The sequence below is a fragment of the Devosia sp. Root685 genome (assembly GCF_001427875.1).
GTDB lineage: Bacteria > Pseudomonadota > Alphaproteobacteria > Rhizobiales > Devosiaceae > Devosia.
This window is the reverse complement of sequence record NZ_LMHK01000005.1, coordinates 129,716-151,833: the sequence shown is the minus strand read 5'-3', so window position 1 is coordinate 151,833 and position 22,118 is coordinate 129,716. Positions and strand designations below refer to the sequence as shown.

General features: G+C 61.8%; 21 protein-coding genes, 1 other RNA gene and 1 pseudogene. 12 read left to right on the top strand and 11 right to left on the bottom strand.

What is annotated here, in order from left to right:
- Positions 1–50 precede the first annotated feature (50 nt).
- Complete coding sequence (gene def / locus ASD83_RS20125) at positions 51–566, bottom strand: peptide deformylase (protein WP_056314202.1); 516 nt, start codon at positions 564–566, stop codon at positions 51–53.
- Between the two features lie 133 nt (positions 567–699).
- Here def and rmuC point away from each other — a divergent pair, with 133 nt between their 5' ends.
- The 4 genes from rmuC (at position 700) to ASD83_RS20105 (ending at position 6,328) form a co-directional block, all read left to right on the top strand.
- Entirely contained in the window at positions 700–2,124 is a 1,425-nt protein-coding gene (gene rmuC / locus ASD83_RS20120) for a DNA recombination protein RmuC (protein WP_056314201.1), read from the top strand.
- A gap of 423 nt (positions 2,125–2,547) precedes the next feature.
- The gene (locus ASD83_RS20115) at positions 2,548–4,086 is read left to right on the top strand and encodes a Do family serine endopeptidase (protein ID WP_056314200.1); all 1,539 of its coding nucleotides are present in this window, start codon (positions 2,548–2,550) and stop codon (positions 4,084–4,086) included.
- 154 nt (positions 4,087–4,240) lie between these two features.
- On the top strand, positions 4,241–4,912 hold the full coding sequence (locus ASD83_RS20110) for a response regulator transcription factor (RefSeq protein WP_056314199.1): 672 nt from the start codon (positions 4,241–4,243) through the stop codon (positions 4,910–4,912).
- 3 nt (positions 4,913–4,915) lie between these two features.
- Entirely contained in the window at positions 4,916–6,328 is a 1,413-nt protein-coding gene (locus tag ASD83_RS20105; RefSeq protein WP_056314198.1) for a sensor histidine kinase, read from the top strand.
- A gap of 168 nt (positions 6,329–6,496) precedes the next feature.
- On the opposite strand, the gene ASD83_RS20100 is transcribed toward ASD83_RS20105, so the two are convergent.
- Positions 6,497–7,402: an LOG family protein gene (locus ASD83_RS20100; protein WP_082561381.1), complete on the bottom strand. Its 906-nt coding sequence runs from the start codon at positions 7,400–7,402 to the stop codon at positions 6,497–6,499.
- A gap of 190 nt (positions 7,403–7,592) precedes the next feature.
- Here ASD83_RS20100 and ASD83_RS20095 point away from each other — a divergent pair, with 190 nt between their 5' ends.
- On the top strand, positions 7,593–8,255 hold the full coding sequence (locus tag ASD83_RS20095; protein WP_056314196.1) for a GntR family transcriptional regulator: 663 nt from the start codon (positions 7,593–7,595) through the stop codon (positions 8,253–8,255).
- A 210-nt stretch (positions 8,256–8,465) separates the two neighbouring features.
- Here ASD83_RS20095 and ASD83_RS20090 read toward each other — a convergent pair whose 3' ends face one another.
- The 4 genes from ASD83_RS20090 to ASD83_RS20075 form a co-directional block, all read right to left on the bottom strand.
- Positions 8,466–8,897 carry a hypothetical protein gene (locus ASD83_RS20090; protein ID WP_056314195.1) on the bottom strand — a complete coding sequence of 144 codons (432 nt, stop codon included), beginning with the start codon at positions 8,895–8,897 and terminating at the stop codon, positions 8,466–8,468.
- A gap of 48 nt (positions 8,898–8,945) precedes the next feature.
- Entirely contained in the window at positions 8,946–9,980 is a 1,035-nt protein-coding gene (locus ASD83_RS20085; RefSeq protein ID WP_056314194.1) for an ABC transporter substrate-binding protein, read from the bottom strand.
- Positions 9,981–10,054: 74 nt separating this feature from the next.
- A complete protein-coding gene (locus tag ASD83_RS20080) occupies positions 10,055–10,909 on the bottom strand; it encodes an ABC transporter permease (protein WP_056314193.1) in 855 nt (284 codons plus the stop codon).
- Between the two features lie 10 nt (positions 10,910–10,919).
- Positions 10,920–11,678, bottom strand: a complete 759-nt coding sequence (locus tag ASD83_RS20075) for an ABC transporter ATP-binding protein (protein WP_156386066.1) — start codon at positions 11,676–11,678, stop codon at positions 10,920–10,922.
- 327 nt (positions 11,679–12,005) lie between these two features.
- Between ASD83_RS20075 and ffs the strand changes: the two genes are divergently transcribed.
- The 4 genes and pseudogenes from ffs (at position 12,006) to recR (ending at position 15,036) form a co-directional block, all read left to right on the top strand.
- An RNA gene (gene ffs / locus ASD83_RS20810) (signal recognition particle sRNA small type) lies at positions 12,006–12,101 on the top strand.
- A gap of 115 nt (positions 12,102–12,216) precedes the next feature.
- Positions 12,217–13,971: pseudogene (locus ASD83_RS20070) on the top strand (DNA polymerase III subunit gamma/tau); the annotation flags it as partial.
- Positions 13,968–14,291: a YbaB/EbfC family nucleoid-associated protein gene (locus ASD83_RS20065; protein ID WP_056314190.1), complete on the top strand. Its 324-nt coding sequence runs from the start codon at positions 13,968–13,970 to the stop codon at positions 14,289–14,291. The pseudogene ASD83_RS20070 and the gene ASD83_RS20065, both read left to right, overlap by 4 nt.
- Positions 14,292–14,442: 151 nt before the next feature.
- A complete protein-coding gene (recR, locus tag ASD83_RS20060; protein WP_056314189.1) occupies positions 14,443–15,036 on the top strand; it encodes a recombination mediator RecR in 594 nt (197 codons plus the stop codon).
- Between the two features lie 262 nt (positions 15,037–15,298).
- Here recR and ASD83_RS20055 read toward each other — a convergent pair whose 3' ends face one another.
- Together ASD83_RS20055 and mscL are read right to left on the bottom strand one after the other, a co-directional pair.
- Positions 15,299–15,934 (bottom strand): response regulator transcription factor, encoded by a 636-nt coding sequence (locus tag ASD83_RS20055; protein ID WP_056314188.1) that lies wholly within the window; start codon positions 15,932–15,934, stop codon positions 15,299–15,301.
- Positions 15,935–16,197: 263 nt separating this feature from the next.
- The gene (gene mscL / locus ASD83_RS20050) at positions 16,198–16,641 is read right to left on the bottom strand and encodes a large conductance mechanosensitive channel protein MscL (RefSeq protein WP_056314187.1); all 444 of its coding nucleotides are present in this window, start codon (positions 16,639–16,641) and stop codon (positions 16,198–16,200) included.
- Positions 16,642–16,808: 167 nt separating this feature from the next.
- Between mscL and ASD83_RS20045 the strand changes: the two genes are divergently transcribed.
- Positions 16,809–18,428, top strand: coding sequence for a hybrid sensor histidine kinase/response regulator (locus ASD83_RS20045; RefSeq protein ID WP_056314186.1), 1,620 nt, complete (start codon positions 16,809–16,811; stop codon positions 18,426–18,428).
- Between the two features lie 124 nt (positions 18,429–18,552).
- On the opposite strand, the gene ASD83_RS20040 is transcribed toward ASD83_RS20045, so the two are convergent.
- Both ASD83_RS20040 and ASD83_RS20035 read right to left on the bottom strand, forming a co-directional pair.
- Positions 18,553–18,942 (bottom strand): PRC-barrel domain-containing protein, encoded by a 390-nt coding sequence (locus tag ASD83_RS20040; protein ID WP_056314185.1) that lies wholly within the window; start codon positions 18,940–18,942, stop codon positions 18,553–18,555.
- Positions 18,943–19,019: 77 nt separating this feature from the next.
- Complete coding sequence (locus ASD83_RS20035; protein ID WP_156386065.1) at positions 19,020–20,630, bottom strand: EAL domain-containing protein; 1,611 nt, start codon at positions 20,628–20,630, stop codon at positions 19,020–19,022.
- 149 nt (positions 20,631–20,779) lie between these two features.
- Here ASD83_RS20035 and ASD83_RS20030 point away from each other — a divergent pair, with 149 nt between their 5' ends.
- Positions 20,780–21,037: a hypothetical protein gene (locus ASD83_RS20030; protein WP_056314183.1), complete on the top strand. Its 258-nt coding sequence runs from the start codon at positions 20,780–20,782 to the stop codon at positions 21,035–21,037.
- The gene (locus ASD83_RS20025) at positions 21,037–21,330 is read left to right on the top strand and encodes a hypothetical protein (RefSeq protein ID WP_056314182.1); all 294 of its coding nucleotides are present in this window, start codon (positions 21,037–21,039) and stop codon (positions 21,328–21,330) included. The genes ASD83_RS20030 and ASD83_RS20025 overlap by 1 nt, the downstream gene beginning before the upstream one ends.
- A gap of 45 nt (positions 21,331–21,375) precedes the next feature.
- Here the strand turns inward: ASD83_RS20025 and ASD83_RS20020 are convergent, their stop codons facing one another.
- A complete protein-coding gene (locus ASD83_RS20020) occupies positions 21,376–22,041 on the bottom strand; it encodes an OmpA family protein (RefSeq protein ID WP_056314181.1) in 666 nt (221 codons plus the stop codon).
- Positions 22,042–22,118 lie beyond the last annotated feature (77 nt).

The following is a 22,118-nucleotide window of genomic DNA, read 5'->3' as shown; positions in this document are numbered from 1 at the left end:
ATCCGGCGCGTCGCGCCACCTTCTCCCCGAGGGGGAGAAGAACAGAGAGATTAGCGCGCAGCCAATTTGGCCTGCTTGTCGAACTTCTTGATGACGCGGTCGCGCTTCAGGCGGCTGAGGTAGTCGATGTAGAGGACGCCATCGAGGTGATCCAATTCGTGCTGGATGCAGACGGCGAGCTTGCCTTCGGCGTCCTTGGAGACTTCCTGTCCGTCGAGATCGGTGTATTTCACCGTGACCGTGGAAGGGCGTTCGACTTCGTAGTAGAGCTCGGGGATCGAGAGGCAGCCCTCTTCGGTCACCTGGATCTCCTCGCCGAATTTTGTGATTTCGGGATTGATCATGACGAGCGGGGTCGGGGTTTCGCCTTCGGCGGCGAGATCCATGACGACGATGCGCTTCATCACACCGATCTGGGGCGCGGCAAGGCCGATGCCGGGGGCATCATACATGGTATCGAGCATGTCTTTGGCCAGCGCCTTGATCTCCTCGTCGACCTCGACGATGTGATCGGCAACTGCGCGCAGGCGCGCGTCGGGAATGATGAGTATCGGGCGGATGGCCATGGCAAAGGTCCGGCAATATCTGGATTTGCCAGTGATATGGCGTTTTGACGCCTCGCGGTCAACTGCAGAGGCCGTTTGCGCACCACGCAGAATAGAACATTTAAAGAACGAAAGAATCGGGTAGAGTGCCAATATGAGTGACCTCGACACTATTCTGTTCATGGCCGGCTCGGTGCCGGTGACCCTGGGCCTTGCGCTTGTTGCCGGCATCGTGGTGCTGCTGGCAACAGGCGTTTTTCTTCTTGTCGGCGCGGCGCGCGCCAATGCGCAGCGGGCCGACGAGTTGGCGCGCGAAGCGAGCGAAAATCTCAGGGCGAGTTTTCTCGAACAGATCGCGCAGCGCGACACGCGTATTCGCGACGCTGATCTGACCCTAGTGCGCGAACGCGAGCGGGCTGGCGAATTGCTCGACAACGAGCGCGAGAAGAACAGCGAGTTGACGGCGGAATTGGCGGCGATGCGGACGCGGCTCGACGAGCAGGCGCGGCAGAACGAAGCCAATATGAAGCGTTTTCTCGAAGCGCGGCAGCAGATGACCGACGAGTTCAAGGCCATTGCCGGCGATGTGCTCAAAAGCCATGGCGAGACGTTTTCCAAGCAAAACCGCGAACAAGTGGACACCCTGCTCAAGCCTTTGCAGGACAAGATCACCGAGTTCCACAAGAACCTTGTTGAAGACCGCTCCGCCATGGGCGAACGCATCCGGGCGCTGGCCGAGAGCAATCTGCAGATCACGACCGAAGCGCAAAACCTGACGCGCGCGCTAAAAGGCAATTCGCAGACCCAGGGCGCCTGGGGTGAAATGATACTCTCGACTATTTTGGAGCAATCGGGGCTGCGCGAGGGCGAACAATATTTTACCCAGCAAAGCCATAATGGCGAGGATAGGCAGCGCGTCCGCACGGATGTCGAAATCCTGATGCCCAATGGCGACCGGCTGGTCGTGGATTCAAAAGTGTCACTGACCGCTTTTGAAGCCTTCGTGAACAGCGAGGAGCTTGATCGCGACCAGCATCTTCGCGCCCATATCACCTCGGTGCGCGGCCACATCACCACTTTGGGCGACAAGAGCTATCACCGCGCCGCCAAGTCGAGCCTTGATTATGTGATGATGTTCGTGCCCATCGAATCTGCCCTGGCGACGGCGATCCAGCACGATGCCAAGCTCGTCGAATTCGGCATGGGCAAGGGCGTCATGCTGACGACGCCGACGACGCTGATGACGGTGCTGCGGACCGTGCGCAATGTCTGGGATATCGAAAAGCGCCACCAGAATGCCGAGGAGATCGCCGAGCGCGCCGGCGCGCTCTACGAAAAAGTCGCTGGGTTCCTGTCCACCATGGACAAGGTCGGCGGCAGTCTTGATCGGGCGCAGCTCGATTTTGCCAAGGCCAAGGAGCAGCTGTCGACGGGCCGCGGCAATGTGGTGCGACAGGTGGAGATGTTGCGCGAATTGGGCGCAAAGTCAGGAAAGACGCTGCCGGCGGGTTGGGATGGCGGGAGCGACGAGCAGCCGGTGCTGCGGCTGGTGGGTGAGGAGCCGGGGGACCGGAACTAAGCTACCCTGCGTTCGAAGGTGAGATTTTATCCGGGATGTCTTCCATCCGCCGGCTGTCACCCCGGACTTGATCCGGGGCCCATCTCCAGATCTCAGGCTGGGCCCCGGCCTTCGCCGGGGTGACAGCCGGTGGGTAATTGCATTTCAGAGTTTGTGAAAGCTCCAGAGAGAGACATCGCTTATCTGGCTTTCAATCCTTTCCGAATTGCCATGAAGATACTCCTCTCGGAGCCAATGGCGGCGCGTTACAATGGTTGCAAAGTGGCCAATTTTGCTGGGATTGTGGCGGCGACATACACCGTGCCGCAATGAAGCCAGCAACATTGCGAAACATTAATGCTGGCGCAACTTCTCAGAAAGGCGGCACGTTCCATATCTAGTGCCACAAGCTGTTGAGAGCTTTTTCGAAGGAGACTATTCCTTATGCGTCCCACTCTTCTTTCGCGTACGCGCCGCTGGCTTGGAGCATCGGCCCTGGCGCTTCTGGTGGGTATCGGCGGCGTGTCCACGGCCTTTGTGCTGACGGGTCAAGCGGCCAATGCCCAGGTTCGCAACGTTGCCCAGATCGCCGTGCCGCAGGTGAACCAGCAGCAAGGCTTTGCCGATCTCGTGGATGCCGTGAAGCCGGCAGTGGTTTCCATTCTCGTTGAAGCTCAGGAACCGGCCCGCACGGTGCAGCGCGGCGGCGGCGACTTCCAGTTCAACTTCCCCGACCTGCCCGAGGGGCATCCCTTCCGTGACTTCTTCGACCAGTTCGGCGGCCCTGGTGGCCCACGCGGACCGGGCGGACAGGGTAGCGATGCCAAGCCGCGCCAGTTCATGGCGGCCGGTTCGGGCTTCATCATCTCCGGCGACGGCTATGTGGTGACCAATAACCACGTCGTTTCCGACGCCACCAAGGTTACCGTGATCTTCGAAGACGGCTCCGAACAGGTTGCCAAGGTCGTCGGCACCGACGAACGCACCGACCTTGCCGTATTGAAGATCGAAGGCAAGGACCTGCCCTTCGTCACCTTCGAAGACACCCCGAGCCGCGTTGGCGACTGGGTGGTGGCCGTGGGTAACCCGTTCGGTCTCGGCGGTACCGTGACCGTGGGCGTCATTTCGGGCGCCGGCCGCAATATCGGCGGCTCGAGCTATGGCGACTTCCTGCAGATCGACGCGGCCGTGAATACCGGTAATTCGGGCGGCCCGGCCTTCAACACCAATGGCCAGGTGGTCGGTGTCAATACCGCCATCTACTCGCCCAATGGCGGCAATGTCGGCATCGCCTTCGCCATTCCCGCGCACACGGTCAAGCAGATCGTCGATCAGCTGATCGACACCGGCACCGTGACCCGTGGTTATCTCGGCGTCTCCATCCAGGACGTGACCAAGGACATTGCCGATAGCGTTGGCCTTGCCAATGCACGCGGCGCCATTGTCCGCGAGCCGGCTTCGGATGGCCCTGCAGGCACGGCCGGCGTCAAGTCGGGCGACATCATCACGGCCGTCGATGGCGACCAAATCGACGACGCACTCGACCTCAGCCGCACCATTGCCGGCAAGGCTCCTGGCTCGGATGTCGAATTGACCATCTGGCGCGATGGCGCGGAGACCAAGCTCAGCGTCAAGCTGACCGAGCTGACCGAGCAGGCGGCGACAGCCAATGACGAGGCCCCGGTGCCACCGGCCACCATTCCGGAAAGCACGTCGAGCCTGGGCATGACGCTGGTTCCCAATGGTGACGGTTCGGGTGGCCTCTTGGTTCAGGGCGTCGAGCCCGACAGCACTGCGGCCCAGCGTGGCCTCGCCGTTGGCGATGTGCTGCTCGAAATCGACAACAAGCCGCTGAGCACGATTGCCGATTATGATGCCGCCATCTCGGGCGTGCAGAGCAAGGGCCTCGCGACGGCTCTGGTGAAGGTCGCCCGCAATGGCGAAGCCCGCTTCATCGGCCTGCCGCTTGGCGAAGAAGGCTAAGGCCTTCAACTGATCGCGCTTTCAACCGGCAACGGATCGAAAGCGCCCTATGGGCTCCGGGGCATCCCTCCCCCCGGAGCCTTTCATTCTTTCCCGTGTCCTGGTCCCGAAACCGGGGCCAGTGTGGCAAGACATGCTTTAGCGGAGCGCCGGCATGAAGATTTTGTTGATCGAGGATGACCGGGAAGCCGCCAGCTATCTCATTCAGGCGCTTGATGAAGCCGGCCACGTGACCCACCACGCCAGCGATGGCGAAACCGGCTATGCCATGGCTTCGGGCATGGACTATGAGGTCTTGATCGTCGATCGCATGCTGCCGCGGCGCGATGGCCTGTCCATTATCGAGAGCCTCAGGGCCGAGGGCGACAAGACGCCCGTGCTCATTCTTTCCGCGCTCGGCGAAGTGGACGACCGGGTGACGGGTCTGCGGGCCGGGGGCGACGACTATCTCACCAAACCCTATGCCTTTACCGAACTGCTGGCGCGCATCGAAGTGTTGGCGCGCCGGTCGAGCCCGGCGGAGGCCGCGACCAATTACACCGTCGGCGGGCTGTCGCTCGATCGCTTGAGCCGCAAGGTCGAGCGCGACGGCGAGGCCATTTTGCTGCAGCCGCGCGAATTTCGCCTGCTCGAATATCTGATGAAACATGCGGGCAAGGTGGTGACGCGCACCATGCTTCTGGAAAATGTCTGGGACTACCATTTTGACCCCCAGACCAATGTGATCGACGTGCATATGTCGCGGCTGCGCTCGAAAATCGACAAGGGGCACGACAGTCCCCTGCTCCACACGGTGCGCGGCGCCGGCTACATGATCCGGGACTAGCACGTGAGCCGCTTCGCCCATGTCTGGCGGACCTCCACGGTCCGCCTCACGGCCACCTTCATCGCCATTTTCGTCGTCTTCGCCATTCTGCTGATGGGCTTTATCGGCTGGCAGTCGAGCGTGCAGATCCAGCGCCAGCAGACCGACGATATCGACCGCGAAGTGCGGCTGTTCCAGCGCATCGAGGCGACCCAAGGCATTCGCGCGCTGGCCTTCGCGCTCAACCGGCTATCGGGCCAGCCGGGCCCCGGGGTCTATTATCTGGGTGATGCATCGGGCCAATATCTGCTGGGCAATATGGGCGACGTGCCGCCCGATGTGCTGATCGAACCGGGCGTTTATAGCTTCGATTATGACCGGCCCAATCCGCTGGACGAGGACGTCGCGACCGACCCGCAGCGCCCGAAGCGCTCGGGCGTTGCCGTCGTCCGCTCGGTGGAATTGAACAATGGCATGCGGCTGGTGGTCGGGCGCGACGTCGTCGAGCGGCGCGGCTATTCGGCGATTATTCTCCAGAGTTTTCTCGTCGGTGTCGTCGGCATTATCCTCTTCTCCATCGTTGCGGGCGGGGTGACGGCGCGGCGCGTGCTGAGGCGTATCGACACCATTCGCGACACTTCGACCAAGATCATGCTGGGCAGCCTTTCCGAGCGCGTGCCGATCACCAAGCGCAATGACGAATTCGATGGGCTGGCGCGCAATCTCAATGCCATGCTCGACCGCATCGAGCAGCTGCTGCAAGGGCTCAAGGAAGTCACCGACAATGTGGCGCATGACCTGAAAACCCCGCTGACGCGGCTGCGCAACCAGGCCGAAGGCGCGCTGCGCGATACGGCGAGCCCGCAAACCAAGGAAAGGGCGCTCGAGACGGTGATCGCGGAAAGCGACAAGCTGATCCAGACATTCAACGCGCTCCTGATGATCGCGCGCGTCGAGGCCGGGGCGCCCTCGGGGGCGCTATCGGAGATCGATGTCAGCTCGATCGTTTCGGATATGGCCGAGCTCTATACCCCGGTGGCCGAAGACGAGGGCATCGAGGTGACGACCAATATCGCCGAAGGTGTCACCCTCAGGGCCAATCGCGAACTGATCGGGCAGGCCATGGTGAACCTTCTCGAAAACGCCATGAAATATGCCAAGCCCGAGGATGGGCGCGCGGGGAAAATCGCCGTGGACCTCAAGCGCGAGAGCACGAGCGTGGTGATCGTGGTAGCCGACAATGGCCCCGGCATTGCCGAGGCAGACCGGCAACGCGTGCTGGAGCGGTTCGTGCGGCTTGAAAAGAGCCGGTCGGAACCGGGCTCGGGCCTGGGGCTGGCGCTGGTCAATGCCGTCGCGCGGCTCCACGGCGGCAGCTTCCGCATCGAGGATAATGGGCCCGGGGTACGGGCTGTGCTCGATATGCCGGGGAGTTAGGGCGGTTCAGGTTTTGAACCGCCAGGTAGACCTCATTCTGAGGTGCGGAGCGCAGCGTAGCCTCGAAGAACGAGGTCGTGGCACCCACGCCTCCACCCGCTCACCCTCGTGGTTCGAGGCTTTGCTTTGCAAAGCACCTCACCATGAGGGTTACTGGAGCAGCTCGTTTCACGCTGGCTCTTCGGTTTCCGGCAAGTCATAAAAATCTTGGACAACGGCCCAGCCTTCTTCGGCGGTGTCGACGATGGAGAACAGGTCCGGATCAGTCGGGGAGATGGTGCCGGCTTCGGCGAGGGCTTCGAGATTGATGACCTTGTCCCAAAAGTGCTTGCCGAAGAGCACGACGGGAATGCGCTCCATGCGGCCGGTCTGGATCAGGGTCAGCGTTTCGAAGAATTCATCCAGCGTGCCGAACCCACCGGGGAAGACGGCAACCGCCTTGGCGCGCAGCAGGAAGTGGATTTTTCGCGTGGCGAAATAGTGGAAATTGAACGAGAGATCGGGCGTGACATAGATATTGGGCGCCTGCTCGTGCGGCAGGACGATGTTGAGCCCGATGGATGGCGCGCCCACATCGGCGGCGCCGCGATTGCCCGCTTCCATGACGCCCGGCCCGCCGCCTGTTACCACCACATATTCGGTGAAATCGCTCGCGGCCGAGGTCTGGCTCGCCAACTGGGCGAAGCGCCTGGCTTCGTCATAATAGCGCGAGGCCTCTTCGAGATTGCGCTTCTGCGTCTCGTTCTTGGCAGCCCAGGCAGGCTTGCCCGGTTCGGGAATGCGCGCGCCGCCGAACAGCACGACGGTCGAAACAATGCCGCGTTCGCGCAGGCGAAACTCGGTCTTGAGATATTCAAGCTGAAAGCGGACGCCGCGCGTATCTTCCGAGGTCATGAAGTCGTCATCGGCAAAGGCGAGCCGATAGGCCGGATTCTCGGTCTGGGCGGTCTGTGGCGCCTTCTTGGCGGCTGCAATATCCTCCTTGGAGGTGCGCAGCGGGGTCGGGTGGCGTCTGGCCAAGTGGCTTCTCCGTTCCGGTGCCGGTTCAAACCGGCGCGCCACAATCGGGCGCATTTGCACTGGGCATAACCAGTGCGGTGCGCCGGAGCAAGGGCGGGTGGCCCCATTTACTTCACGACTCCGCCAGCTTTTGTTTCAGCGGCGCTGCAGCGATCGTCCGAATGCTGTTGGTTTTTCGCCGGTTTGATGGACAGGGTTTCACCCAAAGGCTATCAAGCATGCAATCTTGCATAATGGGGCGAGAATGAGCAAAAGCCCGAAGAAGCAGACCGCGGCTGACCGGGTTCGCATGGTCCTCGCCGATGAAATCGTGCGGGGCGTTATCGGGCCGGGCGTGCCGCTCGATGAAGCCAGCATTGCCGAGCGTTTCGAGGTGTCGCGCACCCCGGTGCGCGAGGCGATCCGCCAGCTCGAAGCCATCGGCTTTGCCGAGGCGCGGCCGCATCGCGGCGCCGTCGTGCCGCATTTTACCCCGGAAAAGCTCAACGAGATTTTTCTGGTGATGGCTGAGCTGGAGGCACTTTGCGCACGGCTTGCCGCCGAGTTTGCGACGCCCTCCGACAAGGCGAAACTGCAAGAAGTGCACCTGGCCTGCCGCGATGCGGCGCATGAGGGCGATATCGGGCGCTATTATGAGCTCAACATTAGATTTCACGAGACGATTTACGCCATCGGCCACAACGATTTTCTGGCCGAAGTGACGATCGGGGTGCGCAACCGGGTGGCGCCGTTTCGACGGGCGCAGTTTCAGAGCCTGGGGCGATTGGTGCGTTCGGTCGAAGAGCACGAGGCGGTGGTATCGGCTATTTTGGCAGGCGATGCGGAAAAGGCGGCCGCGACGATGCGCGAGCATCTGGGGTATGTGCGGACGAGCGTCGACAAGGTGGCTCCGGCGTTGGGGGCTTAGAGATTAGGGCCTACCTGCTCCAGCGGCCCCAATCACCCTGCACCCCCAGCAACCGGTGGCTCCCTTAGCCCTCAGTAGCCCTCATGGTGAGGTGCTTTGCAGAGCAAAGCCTCGAACCACGGGGGCGTGCCCCGATGCTCCAGCGCCACGCCCCCGTGGTTCGAGGCTACGCTGCGCTTCGCACCTCACCATGAGGGCTACTGATGCGCTTCAGCCCGCCGCACTCACCGGGGTCAGGCTCGCGATAAAATTGCGCCAGCCGCCGAACCCCGAAATGTCGCGGGCGCCTTCAACCGCCACGGCTTCAACCAGAAAACCTTTGGCAGTCTCCCCGCCTTCAAGCTGCAATGTGCCAATCCCGAGGGGGCTGGGGATGCGGGATACGAAGAGGCCAAAGGCCGCGGGCGTCAGCGCCCAGACTTCGACGTCGATGCCAGTTCCCTCTGAAGCCACGCGCAGGAGACCGGGCTTGGGCGGCACGGCGCCGGCGAGCGCATAGAGCTTGTAGTCCGGGGTCGTGCGGGTTGCCTTGATCAGAGTCGCTTCAAGCGCCTGCAATTCCCTGTTGAGCGGCATGCCGGTGAGGTGCGCGCCCACGACGACGAGCGGAATCGTGTCCGGCGAAGCGGATGTGGAAGTCATTGATATCTCCGAGGAGGGGTGGGGAGCCGCCGCGGCTCCCCTTTTGGGTTACTGCGCCGAGGCGACGTCGAGGCCGGTCCAGGCTTTTACGACGACGTCGTCGGTCAGGACGGTCGAGAGATCGACAGGCCCAGCCAGCGCCTGCTGCTCACCTTCTCCAAGCTGAAGATAGGTCATGTAGAAGTCCCATGCTTCGGGGAGGAACGTGCCGTGCTGGGTGACGCTTTCGGGGGCGGTGTAGTAGCTCTTCACCAGTTCCCAGAACTCCGGCGCGACGGGATTGTCGCCGAGAGAAGCCGCGGCATATTTGGTCTTGAGAAGCTCAAAAGCCTCTGCGTCATTTTCCATGCCCCAGGCCCAACCCTTGAGCGTGGCGCGGACGAATTTGACCAGCAGTTCTGGATCGCTCTCAAAAGTTTCGGCGCGAACCGAGAGGGCGTCGCCGGGGAAACGGGCGATGGCTTCGGGGGTGATCGAGCGGGTCGGAATGCCTTGGGCCGGAATAAGAAGCAGATCGCGCTTGGCACCAGCATAGGCCTGGATGCGGCCTTCGGTAAAGGAACGGATCGTCGTCGGATCGCCTTCCCCTGCGACAACCATTTTCACGTCCGAGCCTTCCTTGAGGCCGGTTTCGACGATGGAGGCGCGGGTCATCGGCACTTCGCCGCCAGCGAGATCGGAGAGGCCGATGGTCTTGCCGGCCATGTCTGCCATGGTCTGGATATCGCTGTCAGCGGGCACGACGATGTCGAAGGTGTCGGGATAGTAGATCTGCATGATCGATTTCAGCGGAAAGCCACGCTGCACGGTCTGCATGGTGGCGGCCGAGGAGAAAATGCCCCAGTCGACATTGCCGGCGGCGAGTTGGCGGGCGGCGTCCGAAGAGCCCTTGGAATAGTTGAGGACCACATCGAGCCCTTCGTCTTCATAAAAGCCCTGTTCCTGGGCCATGAAGATGGGGAACATCTGGGCGGTCGGGCCGCCCTGGGCGGTGACGCCGTGGAATTTTACCAAATCCTGGGCCGAGGCCGAACCCATGAGGGCGGCGAGGATCATGCCAGTGGCAAGAATGCGGGATTTCATGCGTGCTTCTCCATTTTTTTGACCAGTTTTCTCCCTGCCGCGCTTGGGTTTTAGGCCCTGCACGGTCTTGAAAGTCAGAGTTGTTTCCAGAAAATGATGCGGCTCTCGAGCCATTCGATGAGCTGGTAAATCACCAGCGTGAACACCGAGAGGAGGATGATCAGCGAGAAGACGCCGGCGATATCGAGCTGGAAATTCATCGCGTAGATCAGGTAGCCGATGCCGGCCGAGGCCCCGACGAACTCGCCGACGATGACGCCGAGCACCGCGAGCGTCCAGCAGAGTTTTACGCCCGCCATCATGATCGGCAGGGCATTGGGCAGCAGCAGGTAGCGGAAGGTTTTCCAGCGGCCCGCGGTCAGCGAGCGCATCAGTTTGACCGCATTGGGATCGACCGAGGAAAGGCCCGTCAGCGTGTTGAGGAACATCGGGAAGAAGCTCATCACCACGGCGATGGCGATCTTGCTCGGCTGATCGAAGCCGAACCAGGTGACGAAGATCGGCGCGAGGACGATCTTTGGCGGGGCCTGGAGGGCGACGAGATAGGGGTAGATCGTCGCGCGGACCGTATCGAACATGGCCACAAGCACGCCGAAGACGACGCCGCTCGAAAGACCAATGGCAAAGCCCCAGGCGATTTCGGAAAGCGTGACGCCGACATTGGGCCAGAAATATTCGGCGCTCATGACGCGGCCGGTCGCCCAGAATGTGTCGATGGGCGAGGGAATGATCAGCCGATGCACGAAACCGGCTTCGGTCGAAATGTGCCAGATGGCGATGACGAGAAGGCCGAAGCCGAGGGCAAGCAGGCGATTGCGGATCAGGCGCTGTTGCGCAGTCCGCTTTTCATTGGCGATGAAGCGGGCGACGGCGTCGTCGCGGGCAATGGTGGAAGTGCCGGGCAGTGCGGATTTGGCTGACATGTCCATGGCGCGCTCCTTAGTGATCAACGCCGAGCATGCGGCGGATGTCGTAGACGTGTTCGGTGTAGCGGGGATCGCGCATGACCTCGGTGGTGCGGGGACGCGGCAGGTCGACTTCGACGATGCCTTCAAGGCGGCCGGGGCGCGGGGTCATGACGAAAATGCGGTCGGAGAGGAACACCGCCTCGCCGATATTGTGGGTGACGAAAACCACGGTTTTTCCGGTCTTTTCCCAGATGCGGAGCAGTTCCACATTCATGGTTTCGCGGGTGAATTCGTCGAGCGCGCCAAAGGGCTCGTCCATCAGCAGCACGCGCGGATCGTGGGCCAGGAGCCGGGCGAGAGCGACGCGCTGGCGCATGCCGCCCGAGAGTTCGCCGGGAAACCGCTCGCCAAAACCGTTGAGGCCGACGAGATCGAGCAATTCGTCAGTGCGGTCGGCCTGTTGCTTTTTGTCGAGGCCGAGGATTTCGCCGGGCAGGCGCACGTTCTGGCGAATGGTGCGCCAAGGGAAGAGCACCGAGGTCTGGAACATCATCCCGATATCGCGGCGCGGCGCGTCGTGATGCTGGCCGGCAAGGATCAGATCGCCGTCGGTCTTTTGCTCAAGGCCGCCGAGAATGGACAGGAGGGTCGACTTGCCGCAGCCGCTGGGGCCGACGAGGGAAATGAACTCGCCCTCGTTGATGGTGAAGGACACATTGGTCAAAGCCACCAGTGGGCCGGTGGCGGTCGAATAGACCTTGTCCAGATTGGCTCCCTCGATCAGTCCCATAAGCGCATCTCCAATTGCATGCAATATTGAATGCAACTGATGTGCCAAGGTGGGAGGCATTGATTTTTAAGGGAGTTTTGGGGCGCCGCGGCCAAGACCCATACTCATGCGATTACTTTTTATGCACAGACAGGCATCGTGAGCAAGAAATGGTCAATAACACTGCAACCCCAAACGCGGCGTCATTCCCGCGAAAGCGGGGATCCATTCGTCCAAAGGGAGATTCCCGCTTTCGCGGGAATGACGCCGGGATGGAGGTGGGGCCCCTGCCCAACTTGAAGCCCACACCCCTTGCACTCCGCGCCATAAATCAGCATATAGGCCTCCGGGAGGTTGGCGCGGACGTGTTCCTCGCCAACCGGGTCAGGTCCGGAAGGAAGCAGCCCCAACGAGATCCTCACGGGTCGATGCCAGCCTCCTACTCAATTCTCTGTTCGTATCTGGCGATTTGACCCGCAGCCTTTTGCGGGATGAGCGCCATTGCCCTATGGTCACACCATGACTCACGGCAGATTCCCCGAGGCACCGGCAATGGAGGGCAAAAATGGCTGACCCCCAAACCACGCCCTATCTGGTGCTGGCCCGCAAATATCGCCCGCGCGACTTCTCGACGCTTGTCGGGCAGGACGCCATGGTGCAGACGCTGGGCAATGCCTTTGCGCAGAACCGCATCCACCACGCCTTCATCATGACGGGCGTGCGCGGCGTGGGAAAAACCACGACGGCGCGCATTCTCGCCCGTGCCTTCAACTATGAAGACGAAAACGGCCGCCGTCCAACGCTCGATCTCGAGACCGAAGGCATGCACTGCCGTGCCATTATCGAAGGCCGGCATGTCGATGTCATCGAAATGGACGCCGCCTCCAATACCGGCATTGGCGATATCCGCGAAATCATCGACTCGGTGAAATACGGCCCGGCTTCGGCGCCCTATAAAGTCTATGTCATCGACGAAGTGCATATGCTGTCGACGGCGGCCTTCAACGGTCTGCTGAAGACGCTTGAAGAGCCGCCGCCATACGTCAAATTCATTTTCGCGACGACCGAAATCCGAAAAGTGCCGGTCACCATCCTGTCACGCTGCCAGCGGTTCGATCTCAGGCGCATTCCGGCCGATATCATGACCGCCTATCTCGAAAAAATCCTCGGCCAGGAAGGCATCGGTTTTGAGGCTGACGCCCTGGCGATGATCGTCCGCGCCGGCGAAGGCTCGGCGCGCGATAGCCTGTCGCTCCTCGATCAGGCCATTGCCCATGGCGGCGGAACGGTGACGGCGGCGACGGTCAAGACCATGCTCGGGCTCGGGGACCGCGCCCGCATCATCGACCTTTTCGAGGATGTCATGGGCGGCCGGGTTGCCGCGGCGCTGACGGCCTTGCGCGCGCTTTATGATCTCGGCGCCGATCCGCAGACGCTGCTAGCGGACCTCGCTGAATTCACCCATCTCGTCACCCGCATAAAAGTCGTGCCCGCGGCGGCCGATGATGCGTCGCTGACGCCCGACGAAAAGAGCCGCGGCCGTGATCTGGCGCAGCGCCTGCCGATGCGGGCGCTGACCCGCGCCTGGCAAATCCTCTTCAAGGGCAATGAAGAAACCGGCCGCGCCGGCAATGCGCTGCAGGCGGCGGAAATGACACTGATCCGGCTCGCTTATGCCGCCGATCTGCCGAGCCCGGACGAGGTGATTTCAAAACTTTCGGGTCAGGTGCTTGCCAATGCGCCCCTGCCCTCGCCCGCTCCGCGCGGCCTGCCGCCATCTGGGGGTGGTGGCGGCAGTGCGTCTGCGCTCCGCGTCGAGGCGCCGATTGCCACGCAGGCTATCGCTGAACCGATGCCGAACGCGCGTCCGCAGGCAGTGGTGCAGCCGGCTCTTGCCACCGTCGCGACCTATAAGGACCTGATTGCTCTCGCGACGGCCAAGCGCGATGTGCTGGTCAAGCTGGCGCTCGAATCCCAGATGCGGCCGATTTCGTTCGAGCAGGGCCGCATCGAGGTGGCGCTGACCGATAGTGCTGATCCCGGGATGATCGCGACGCTTTCGGCGCGGCTTCAGACCTGGACGGGCCAGCGTTGGCTGGTCATGGTTTCAACCAAGCCGCCGGAAGGCCAGACCATCCGGCAGGAGCGCGAGCAGCGCAAGGTCGAAGCGACCGCTGCGGCGCACGAAGACCCGCTGGTAAAGGCTATTCTTGAAACCTTTCCGGGGGCCAAGCTCGTTAACGTCTCCGTGCGCGACGAAGACGCCGCCACACCCGAAATCGCCGCCGCACCAATCGAAGAGGACGACGAATGAAAGACATCATGGGAATGATGAAGGCCGCCAGCGAAATGAAGGGCAAGATGGAGGCCATGCAGGCCGAGCTTGCTGAAATGGTGGTCGAAGGCCGTTCCGGCGGCGGTCTCGTCACCGTCGCGCTGTCGGGCAAAGGTGATTTGCGCGGTTTGAAAATCGATCCGTCACTGGCCAACCCAGCCGAGATCGAAGTGCTCGAAGACCTGATCGTTGCCGCGTTCAACGACGCCAAGGGCAAGAGCGAAAACGAGGTGCAGCGCCGCATGTCCGAAGTGACGGCCGGCCTGCCGATCCCGCCGGGAATGAAGTTCCCGTTTTAGTTTTCGCCCCGCGGCTTCGGTCCCAATCCACCCACGGCGTCATTCCCGCGAAAGCGGGAATCCTGGCCTGAGATCCCCGCTTTCGGGGGGATGACGCGGTGGAAAGGACGGGCGTCGCGGGCACGACACAAACCGAGCCAAGTCGCAAAAAATGCCATCCGGCGGACCTGAAATTGAGCAATTGATCCAGCTTCTGGCCCGGCTGCCGGGCCTCGGGCCGCGTTCGGCCAGGCGCGCGGTGCTGCATCTGATCAAGAAGAAGGAGCAGTTGATGCTGCCCCTTTCAGCGGCGCTCGATCGGGCCGTGGTGGCGGTAAAAAGCTGCGAGATTTGCGGCAATATCGACACGATCAGCCCTTGCTCGATCTGTGCCGATCCGCGCCGCGGGACCAGCGGCATTCTCATCGTCGTCGAAGACGTGGCCGACCTTTGGGCGCTCGAACGCGCCAGTCCCGGCCAGGTGCGCTATCATGTGCTTGGCGGCGTGCTGTCGCCGCTCGATGGCGTTGGGCCGGATGATCTTAATCTCGACATGCTGATATCGCGTGCGCCGGACTATTCGGAAATCGTGCTGGCAATGAATGCCACGGTCGATGGCCAGACAACCGCGCATTACATCACCGACCGACTGGGACCGGGGACCAGGGTGACAAGGCTCGCCCATGGCGTGCCAATCGGCGGGGAACTGGATTATCTCGACGAAGGCACACTGAGCCAGGCGCTCAAGGCGCGAACGCAGATCTAGGTGTGAGCCGCCCCCCAGTAGACCTCACCCTGAGGTGCCCGCCGAAGGTGGGCCTCGAAGGGCGAGGGCGTGGCGCAAAGGCTCCACTCGCCCGCCCCCGTGGTTCGAGGCTACGCTACGCTTCGCACCTCACCATGAGGGCTTCTTGCATAATCCGAGGGTGAAATCCGGCCGTGACGCAGCAAGTGCAGGACCCTCGGGACAAGCCCGAGGGTAAAATTCGGGGTGGCAAAGGAATTTTTTCTTATGCAACCCCAGCCCTTCAGCTCGTCAGCACGATCCGCATCAGATCGGCCGTGTTTTTGGCGCCGAGTTTTTCCATGACGCGGGCGCGGTGCACTTCGATGGTGCGGGGCGAGATGCCGAGTTTTCGGCCCGCTTCCTTGTTGGATTGCCCATTGGTGATGAGTTGCAGGACTTCGCGTTCGCGCGGGGTCAGCTGAGAAAAGCCGCGCACCTCGACCGGCCGTCTTCCGCCCTGCATGGCCCCCAGATGCACATCGCGGCGCAGGGCATCGCGGATGATGCCGAGCAGGTGCTCGCTGTCGATGGGTTTTGACACCACATCGGTGGCGCCCAGTTTCATGGCGGTGACAGCTGCTTCGAGCTGGGGGGAATTGGCCAGCATGACCACCGGCGTGCCGGTATGCAGCGTCTTGACGCGCCGCAGCAGAGGCAGGCCGCTTTCCTGGCCGATGGCCAGATTGACCACCGCCACATCGACCCGCCGGCGGTCGAGCGAGGCGAGAAAATGCCCCGCTTCGAGCGAGAACATGGTCTGGAAACCCTCGAGGCGGAACAGCACGCTCAGCCCCTCGCAGATGGCGGGATCGTCGTCCACGATGTGGATTACACGGTCCCGGTTGAGAAATGAATGATAGTAGGTGTCGTCGCTCATCGTGCCCAAAGCCCCTTTTGGCAAGGTTCGCATTAACCTGCGGGCCGGAGCCGCATGACAGCGGAGAAAACGCATCCACCGCCCTCCGTCCCACTCACCCGGTAGTTTGCTCTAAGTGTTCATGCCGTCCGATAGGTAGAATACCTAAGTGTCACTACGCGCTTGTTAGGTATATTTGCCTAGTTTGAAAACGTCAACAGATATTATTCCTACATAATAGGAACAAAAAAGCCGGCTATTGCAAGCCGGCTTTAGCGGAAGCGTCAGGCGCGCGGGTTGGCGCGGAGCGCGTCGCGGATTTCGGTGAGCAGGACTTCTTCCTTGGTAGGGGCGGGCGTCGTTTCCACCGGCTCCTTGGCGGCGTCGCGCTTGAGCTGGTTGATGCCCTTGACCACCATGAAGAGCACGAAGGCAATGATGGTGAATTTCACCACGGCATTGATGAAGAGGCCGATATTGAGCGTGGCGACACCGGCTGCCTGGGCAGCAGCGAGGGAGGGCACGGGCACTTCATTGGGATTGTTGAGCACGATGAAGAGGTTGGAAAAATCAATGCCGCCGATCAATAGACCAATCAGCGGCATGAAGATGTCATCGACCATGGATGATACGATGGCACCGAAAGCGGCACCGATGATCACGCCGATGGCGAGGTCGATCATGTTGCCCTTGACGGCGAAGTCGCGGAATTCTTTAAAAACGCTCATAGGTTCGACCCTCTTTTACTGTTAGCCGCCTCCGCGCAGGACGTTAACGGAGGAATAACCAACATTTCCGACTTGCCGGCAATTTGCAATGGTCCCTCTGTCGAACTTGCACGCCGGGGCACGGGGGCCGATAAGCACAGTCCGAAACCAGAGCTTTATCCAAAACCATGGCGCTTTCCTCTGCCGATAGTTCAGCCAGCCTCAGGCTGGCGATAGATTATCTGCCGCAAGGCATAGCGGTGTTCGATGCGGGCCTGCGGCTCGTCGTATCGAACCGGCGCTACAACCTCTTGCTCGCCTTACCCGAGGACCTGATGCGGCCGGGCACGGCTTTGTTCGATATTGCGCTCTTTTTGGCCGAGCGGGGCGATATGGGTCCGGGCGATCCGGCGCGGCTCGCCATCGAGCGCATCAATGTCCTTACCGAAGCGCCGATAACGGTGACCCAGCGCCTCGGCAATGCCGGACAATCGCTGGAATTTCATTCGAGCCGGCTGTCGGATGGCGGTCTCGTCATCAGCTTTTCCGATGTGACGGCACGGGTGAAGGCGGAGCGCGAGCTTGAACAGGTCAATTTTTCGCTCGAAGGGCGCGTCGAGGAGCGCACGGCCGATCTGACCCGCGTCAATGCCGAGCTTGAGATTGCGCGCGCCAAAGCGGACGCAGCCAATCATGACAAGACGCGCTTTCTCGCCGCAGCCAGCCACGATCTGTTGCAGCCGCTCAATGCCGCGCGGCTCTATACCTCGACGCTGATCGAGCGGGCCAAATCGACCGCCTTTGCCGAATTGGCAACCTCCATCGAGGCCTCGCTGACGGCGGTTGAGGAGATCATGTCGGCGCTGCTCGATATTTCGCGCATCGATAGCGGCGCGCTAAAGCCCGCCCCTGCCCCGGTTGCGGCGCAGGACCTGTTGCGCAAGGCGGAGGTGGAATTCGCGCCCCTCGCCCGCGAGCACGATGTAACGCTGCGCATCGTCAAGACGGCCGCGAGCGTGATGGCCGACCGTTCCCTGGTTGGGCGCATCGTGCAAAATCTCGTGTCCAACGCCATCAAATATACCCCGGCGGGCGGCAAGGTGCTGGTGGGGTTGCGGCGGCGCGGCAATCGCTTGCGGCTCGATGTCGTCGATACCGGCATTGGCTTCAATCGCGACCAGCATAGGCTGGTTTTTGCCGAGTTTTCGCGGCTCGATCGCGCCGCCCGCATGGCGCAGGGGCTGGGGCTCGGGCTTTCCATCGTGCAGCGGCTGGTGACGGCGCTCGATCTGACGCTGGAACTCGACAGCAAGGAAGGGCGCGGATCGCGGTTTTCGCTTTACCTCCCCGTCGTGCGCAATGCGCGGCCGGCCCAGGGCGAAGCCTGGCCGATGGTGGAAAGCAATGTCGGCACGCTCAATTTGAAGGTGCTGTGCGTCGACAATGAAAAGGCCATTCTCGAGGCCATGCAGGGGCTGCTCGAACATTGGGGCTGCGATGTGCGCGTGGCGCTCTCGCTCAAGCAGATCGACCGCGAGCGGCTGCTCGAAGGCTGGTATCCCGACATGGTGCTGATGGATTATCACCTCGACCAGACCTCGGGGCTCGATGCCATCGAATGGCTGCGGCACAATCTCGGCGGACACCTGCCGGCGGCGCTGGTGACGGCCGATCGCAGCCCGGCGGTGCGGGCGCTGGCGGAAGATCGCGGTATTCTGGTGGTGACCAAGCCAGTCAAACCGGCGGCGCTGCGGGCGACGATCAGCGGGCTCGCCAATCAGTCGGGGCGCGGAACGCGGGCGAACTGACGAAAAAGGCCGGCACCCTTATGGGGCCGACCCGATACAGTATCAATTGCTTGAAAATGGCTGCCTGAAAAATGGCTGGTGCTGAAAAACCTGTTGGCGCCCGGTTTGCCGGGCGCCGCAAGGGTCAGATCCAGTAGGGCGTTACGCCATAATAGTCGTAGACGCGGCGGCCGTTTTCTTCGGTCCAGTAGTCATCTTCCTCGCGCTCGTAGCGCGGGGCGCCTTCGAGCTGATCCTTGGTGACATCGACGCGATAACCGCCAAGGCTTTCGTCATAGTTGAGTTTTGACCAGGGCAGCGGGTAGTGGTCGTGCCCCATGCCGAGGAAGCCCCCAAAGCTGAGCACGGCATAAGAGACCTGGCCGGAGCGCTTTTCGACGAGAATACGTTCGATCGAGCCGATATGCTCGCCCATGGGGTCATAGACCTTGGTGCCTTCCACTTTGTCGGAAGCAATCAGGTCGTGGGTTTCCTGGATGTTGGCGTCAGCCTTGCTGATGTCATCATAGGCCATTTCGGTCCTCCTGGGTTTATCCATGGCCGACCAACGCAGCGCGAGCGGCAGCGGTTGCCCGCCTGAAACAAATGTGATCAGGCAACCAAACGCGGCCGGGAGCCGGGGCGCGGCCCGCGCTCGGCGATAAACCGGGCAAAGCCATCGCGGTCGAGCGGGCGCGAAATATGGTAGCCCTGCGCCACGTGAACCTTGCCGCAGGCCTTGAGCGCGGCAAGGCGGGCCGCGGTCTCGACGCCTTCGACGACGACCTTGCGGCCCGAATCCTGCACCATGTCGATGGCGTGATCGAGCATTCGGGCCATGACCGAGCCGTCGGGCGCCATGGCAAAGCTGCGGTCGAGCTTGACCCCATCGACCGAAAGGCCGGCAAGGGTGTGCATGGACGAATAGCCGGCGCCGAAATCGTCGATATAGATATGGACGCCCGCATCGCGCAGGCGGTGGATTTCGCCCTGGGCGGTATCGAGTTCGAGGGCGCCGGTCTCAACGATTTCCACGGCCAGATCAAAGCGCGAGGCAGAGCCGAGAAAAGGCGCAAAGATATCGAGCAGCGTGGCGGCATCGAGATCTTGCGGGAAAATATTGAAATTGACCTGCATGCGCTTGCCCAGAGGCACGAGCGGCAGAAGTTCGGCATGGGCACATTCGACGATGAGGCGCGTAAAGGTCTGGGTCAGTCCGTGCTTTTCGACCACGGGGAGGAATCGGTCAGGATAGATCAGCGTGCCCTCGACATCGCGCCAACGGGCCAGCACTTCGCAGCCGATGACGCGATCGGTTTTAAGACTCAATAGGGGCTGATAGGCGCAGGTCACGCCCTGGGATTGGAAGCGGCGCAGGAAACGGGATTCGAAGGACCAGTGGCGCGCCAACTGCGCATAGATCTTGCTCGATAGCCAAGCGGCAAGGATGGCGCAGACGAGAAGGCTCAGACCCAGCACCGCGCCACCCACCACAAGCAATTGCCCGAGCGTGGCGCGCGCGGCAAGGCAGTGGAGCCCGGCCGGGTCGCACTGAATGGCGGTCAGGGCACCATCACGAAGGCCGAAGAGGCCAGGGCTTTCGGCGAGGGCCTGGGCATAAAGGCCCGGTTCGCCCGATGTGTGCCACCAACGCCCATCGGGAGCGCGCAGCACCACCTCGAATTCGAGCCATTTGGAAATGCCGGTGGGAATAGGCGTTGCCGGAACGACCATGCCGTGATTGCCGCGCACGGCAAAACTGCCCCGCAGACCCGTAAGGCCCAGGACATCGAGATTGCGATTGATCCAGAGGGTAACGGTGAAGGGATCGGAGGGGAGGATATCGGGCGCGCCGAGATCGATCGGCTTGGGCAGAAGACCATTATTGGCCGTGCAGATGATCTTGCCGTGCTCGAAGAAGAACAGCTCGTTCATGCCATCGGGCAGGAAAGCGACGCGGCGCTGCTGGGTGGCATAATCGGCCGAACAGGGAGGCGCGGTAAGCTGGTGGTCCATGATGTCGAGCGTCTGGACCACGGCGCTGCGCACTTTTGTATAGGTTTCGAGCGCCCGGGCGACGTCGCTATTCATGCTGGCATTAAGCTCGCGCAGCATGAACCAGGAACTGGCCGCCAGAAGGGCCAGGAAGCAGATCAGCCAAAGGCCGAATTGCACCTTGCTCTGGTGCTTTGCCGCAATCAGAAACGATACAACTGAGTTCATCGGCTTCCCCTCGCCGGACGCGATGATGCGCAATGACCTCTCAAGGCCGCGTTAATCCAAAGCCTTGCCATTTGCGCGCAAATGGAACCTGTCGCCCGCGACACGCATTTTTCTTTCTGGCCTTAAGCGTATGACACGAGGAGGGAAAAATGGTTTTCGGCAATCTTGAAGCCCAGATCATGAGCCGGGACAATCTGACCCCGATGCAGATCGCCCAGCAGAGCCTCCTTACCGCGCGCGAAAAGCTCGACCTGCTACACCAGTTGCGGGCCGATGCATCCGGGGCCGAGGCCGAGGGAAGGGAATTCGGCTTTACCTCTGGTGAAATCGACGAGGCCATCGCCCATGTGCACCGCGGCGTGCAGGACGGGGTGGGGACCAAAACCGTGTTCAAGGGAGATTACTAATGGCTGACAAAACTGAAGAGCCGGCGCCCAGCGTCGCCAAGGTGGACTTTCTGATCGACGAAAAGGGTTCGAGGATCGAGGTGCCGCAGGACTCGGATCTGCGGCCGACGGGCGATATCGAAGCGGCGATGGGTGGCACCAGCCCCGGCCAGTGGTGGCTTTATGGGCTGGTGGCGATTGTCGTCGTCGCCGCTATCGTTCTGGCGATGCAAATGTTCTCGGGCGCGCCGGGCACCGCTGTGCAGCCGGGAACGCCCACCGCCGCGCCGGTGACCGAAACCACCACGCCATAAAAAAGCGGCCCCGAAGGGCCGCTTCTGATCGGGCGAAACCCCGGCTTAACCGCGGATCGGCGAAATCTGGATTTCGACGCGGCGGTTCTGCGCGCGGCCCGCTTCGGTCGCGTTCGAGGCGATCGGGCTCGAAGCGCCCTTGCCTTCGATGAAGAAGCGGCGCTGATCGATGCCCTGATTGGACAGGATCGTCGCGACGGAGACGGCGCGGCGCTGGCTGAGTTCAAGATTGTGCGCGGCGCTGCCTGTGGAGTCGGTGTGGCCATAGACATCGACGATGGTCTTGTCGAACTTGCGGAGCACGAGACCAACCGACACCAAAGTCTGGTTGAACTGGGGCTGCACGCTTGCCTGATCGGTGGCGAAGGTAATGTTGGACGGCATGTTGAGAATGACCTGATCGCCGACGCGGGTCACGGAAACGCCGGTGCCCTGCAGCTGGGCGCGGAGTTCGGCTTCCTGCTGATCCATATAATTGCCGATGGCCGCGCCGCTGAGGCCGCCGACACCAGCGCCGATCAGTGCGCCAACGCGCGGGTCGCCACCGACGGCAGCACCAACGAGCGCACCGGCGAGGGCGCCACCGCCCGCGCCGATCAGCGTGCCGCCAGCGGTGTTGGAAAGCTGGGACTGGCCGGTATAGGGATTGGTGGTGGTGCAGGCAGAGAGCGCCAGAGTGGCGGCAAGTGCGACGAGAACCTTGGACTTCATGTTTTCCCCCGAAGGAATCTGAACAGTGGCCTTTGATTGACCTTCATTACGGCAGGAGCGTGATGAGGGAAAGATGC

What these genes read in the sequence shown, in the direction of transcription:
- ASD83_RS20035 (WP_156386065.1), bottom strand. Translation starts at nt 20,630, where the DNA reads ATGAACTCAGTTGTATCGTTTCTGATTGCGGCAAAGCACCAGAGCAAG.
- ASD83_RS20110 (WP_056314199.1), top strand. Translation starts at nt 4,241, where the DNA reads ATGAAGATTTTGTTGATCGAGGATGACCGGGAAGCCGCCAGCTATCTC.
- mscL (WP_056314187.1), bottom strand. Translation starts at nt 16,641, where the DNA reads ATGAGCGTTTTTAAAGAATTCCGCGACTTCGCCGTCAAGGGCAACATG.
- ASD83_RS20045 (WP_056314186.1), top strand. Translation starts at nt 16,809, where the DNA reads ATGGCGCTTTCCTCTGCCGATAGTTCAGCCAGCCTCAGGCTGGCGATA.
- ASD83_RS20100 (WP_082561381.1), bottom strand. Translation starts at nt 7,402, where the DNA reads ATGCGCCCGATTGTGGCGCGCCGGTTTGAACCGGCACCGGAACGGAGA.
- ASD83_RS20040 (WP_056314185.1), bottom strand. Translation starts at nt 18,942, where the DNA reads ATGGCCTATGATGACATCAGCAAGGCTGACGCCAACATCCAGGAAACC.
- ASD83_RS20090 (WP_056314195.1), bottom strand. Translation starts at nt 8,897, where the DNA reads ATGACTTCCACATCCGCTTCGCCGGACACGATTCCGCTCGTCGTCGTG.
- ASD83_RS20025 (WP_056314182.1), top strand. Translation starts at nt 21,037, where the DNA reads ATGGCTGACAAAACTGAAGAGCCGGCGCCCAGCGTCGCCAAGGTGGAC.
- ASD83_RS20075 (WP_156386066.1), bottom strand. Translation starts at nt 11,678, where the DNA reads ATGGGACTGATCGAGGGAGCCAATCTGGACAAGGTCTATTCGACCGCC.
- ASD83_RS20080 (WP_056314193.1), bottom strand. Translation starts at nt 10,909, where the DNA reads ATGGACATGTCAGCCAAATCCGCACTGCCCGGCACTTCCACCATTGCC.
- ASD83_RS20115 (WP_056314200.1), top strand. Translation starts at nt 2,548, where the DNA reads ATGCGTCCCACTCTTCTTTCGCGTACGCGCCGCTGGCTTGGAGCATCG.
- ASD83_RS20065 (WP_056314190.1), top strand. Translation starts at nt 13,968, where the DNA reads ATGAAAGACATCATGGGAATGATGAAGGCCGCCAGCGAAATGAAGGGC.
- recR (WP_056314189.1), top strand. Translation starts at nt 14,443, where the DNA reads ATGCCATCCGGCGGACCTGAAATTGAGCAATTGATCCAGCTTCTGGCC.
- ASD83_RS20085 (WP_056314194.1), bottom strand. Translation starts at nt 9,980, where the DNA reads ATGAAATCCCGCATTCTTGCCACTGGCATGATCCTCGCCGCCCTCATG.
- def (WP_056314202.1), bottom strand. Translation starts at nt 566, where the DNA reads ATGGCCATCCGCCCGATACTCATCATTCCCGACGCGCGCCTGCGCGCA.
- ASD83_RS20030 (WP_056314183.1), top strand. Translation starts at nt 20,780, where the DNA reads ATGGTTTTCGGCAATCTTGAAGCCCAGATCATGAGCCGGGACAATCTG.
- ASD83_RS20020 (WP_056314181.1), bottom strand. Translation starts at nt 22,041, where the DNA reads ATGAAGTCCAAGGTTCTCGTCGCACTTGCCGCCACTCTGGCGCTCTCT.
- ASD83_RS20095 (WP_056314196.1), top strand. Translation starts at nt 7,593, where the DNA reads ATGAGCAAAAGCCCGAAGAAGCAGACCGCGGCTGACCGGGTTCGCATG.
- rmuC (WP_056314201.1), top strand. Translation starts at nt 700, where the DNA reads ATGAGTGACCTCGACACTATTCTGTTCATGGCCGGCTCGGTGCCGGTG.
- ASD83_RS20055 (WP_056314188.1), bottom strand. Translation starts at nt 15,934, where the DNA reads ATGAGCGACGACACCTACTATCATTCATTTCTCAACCGGGACCGTGTA.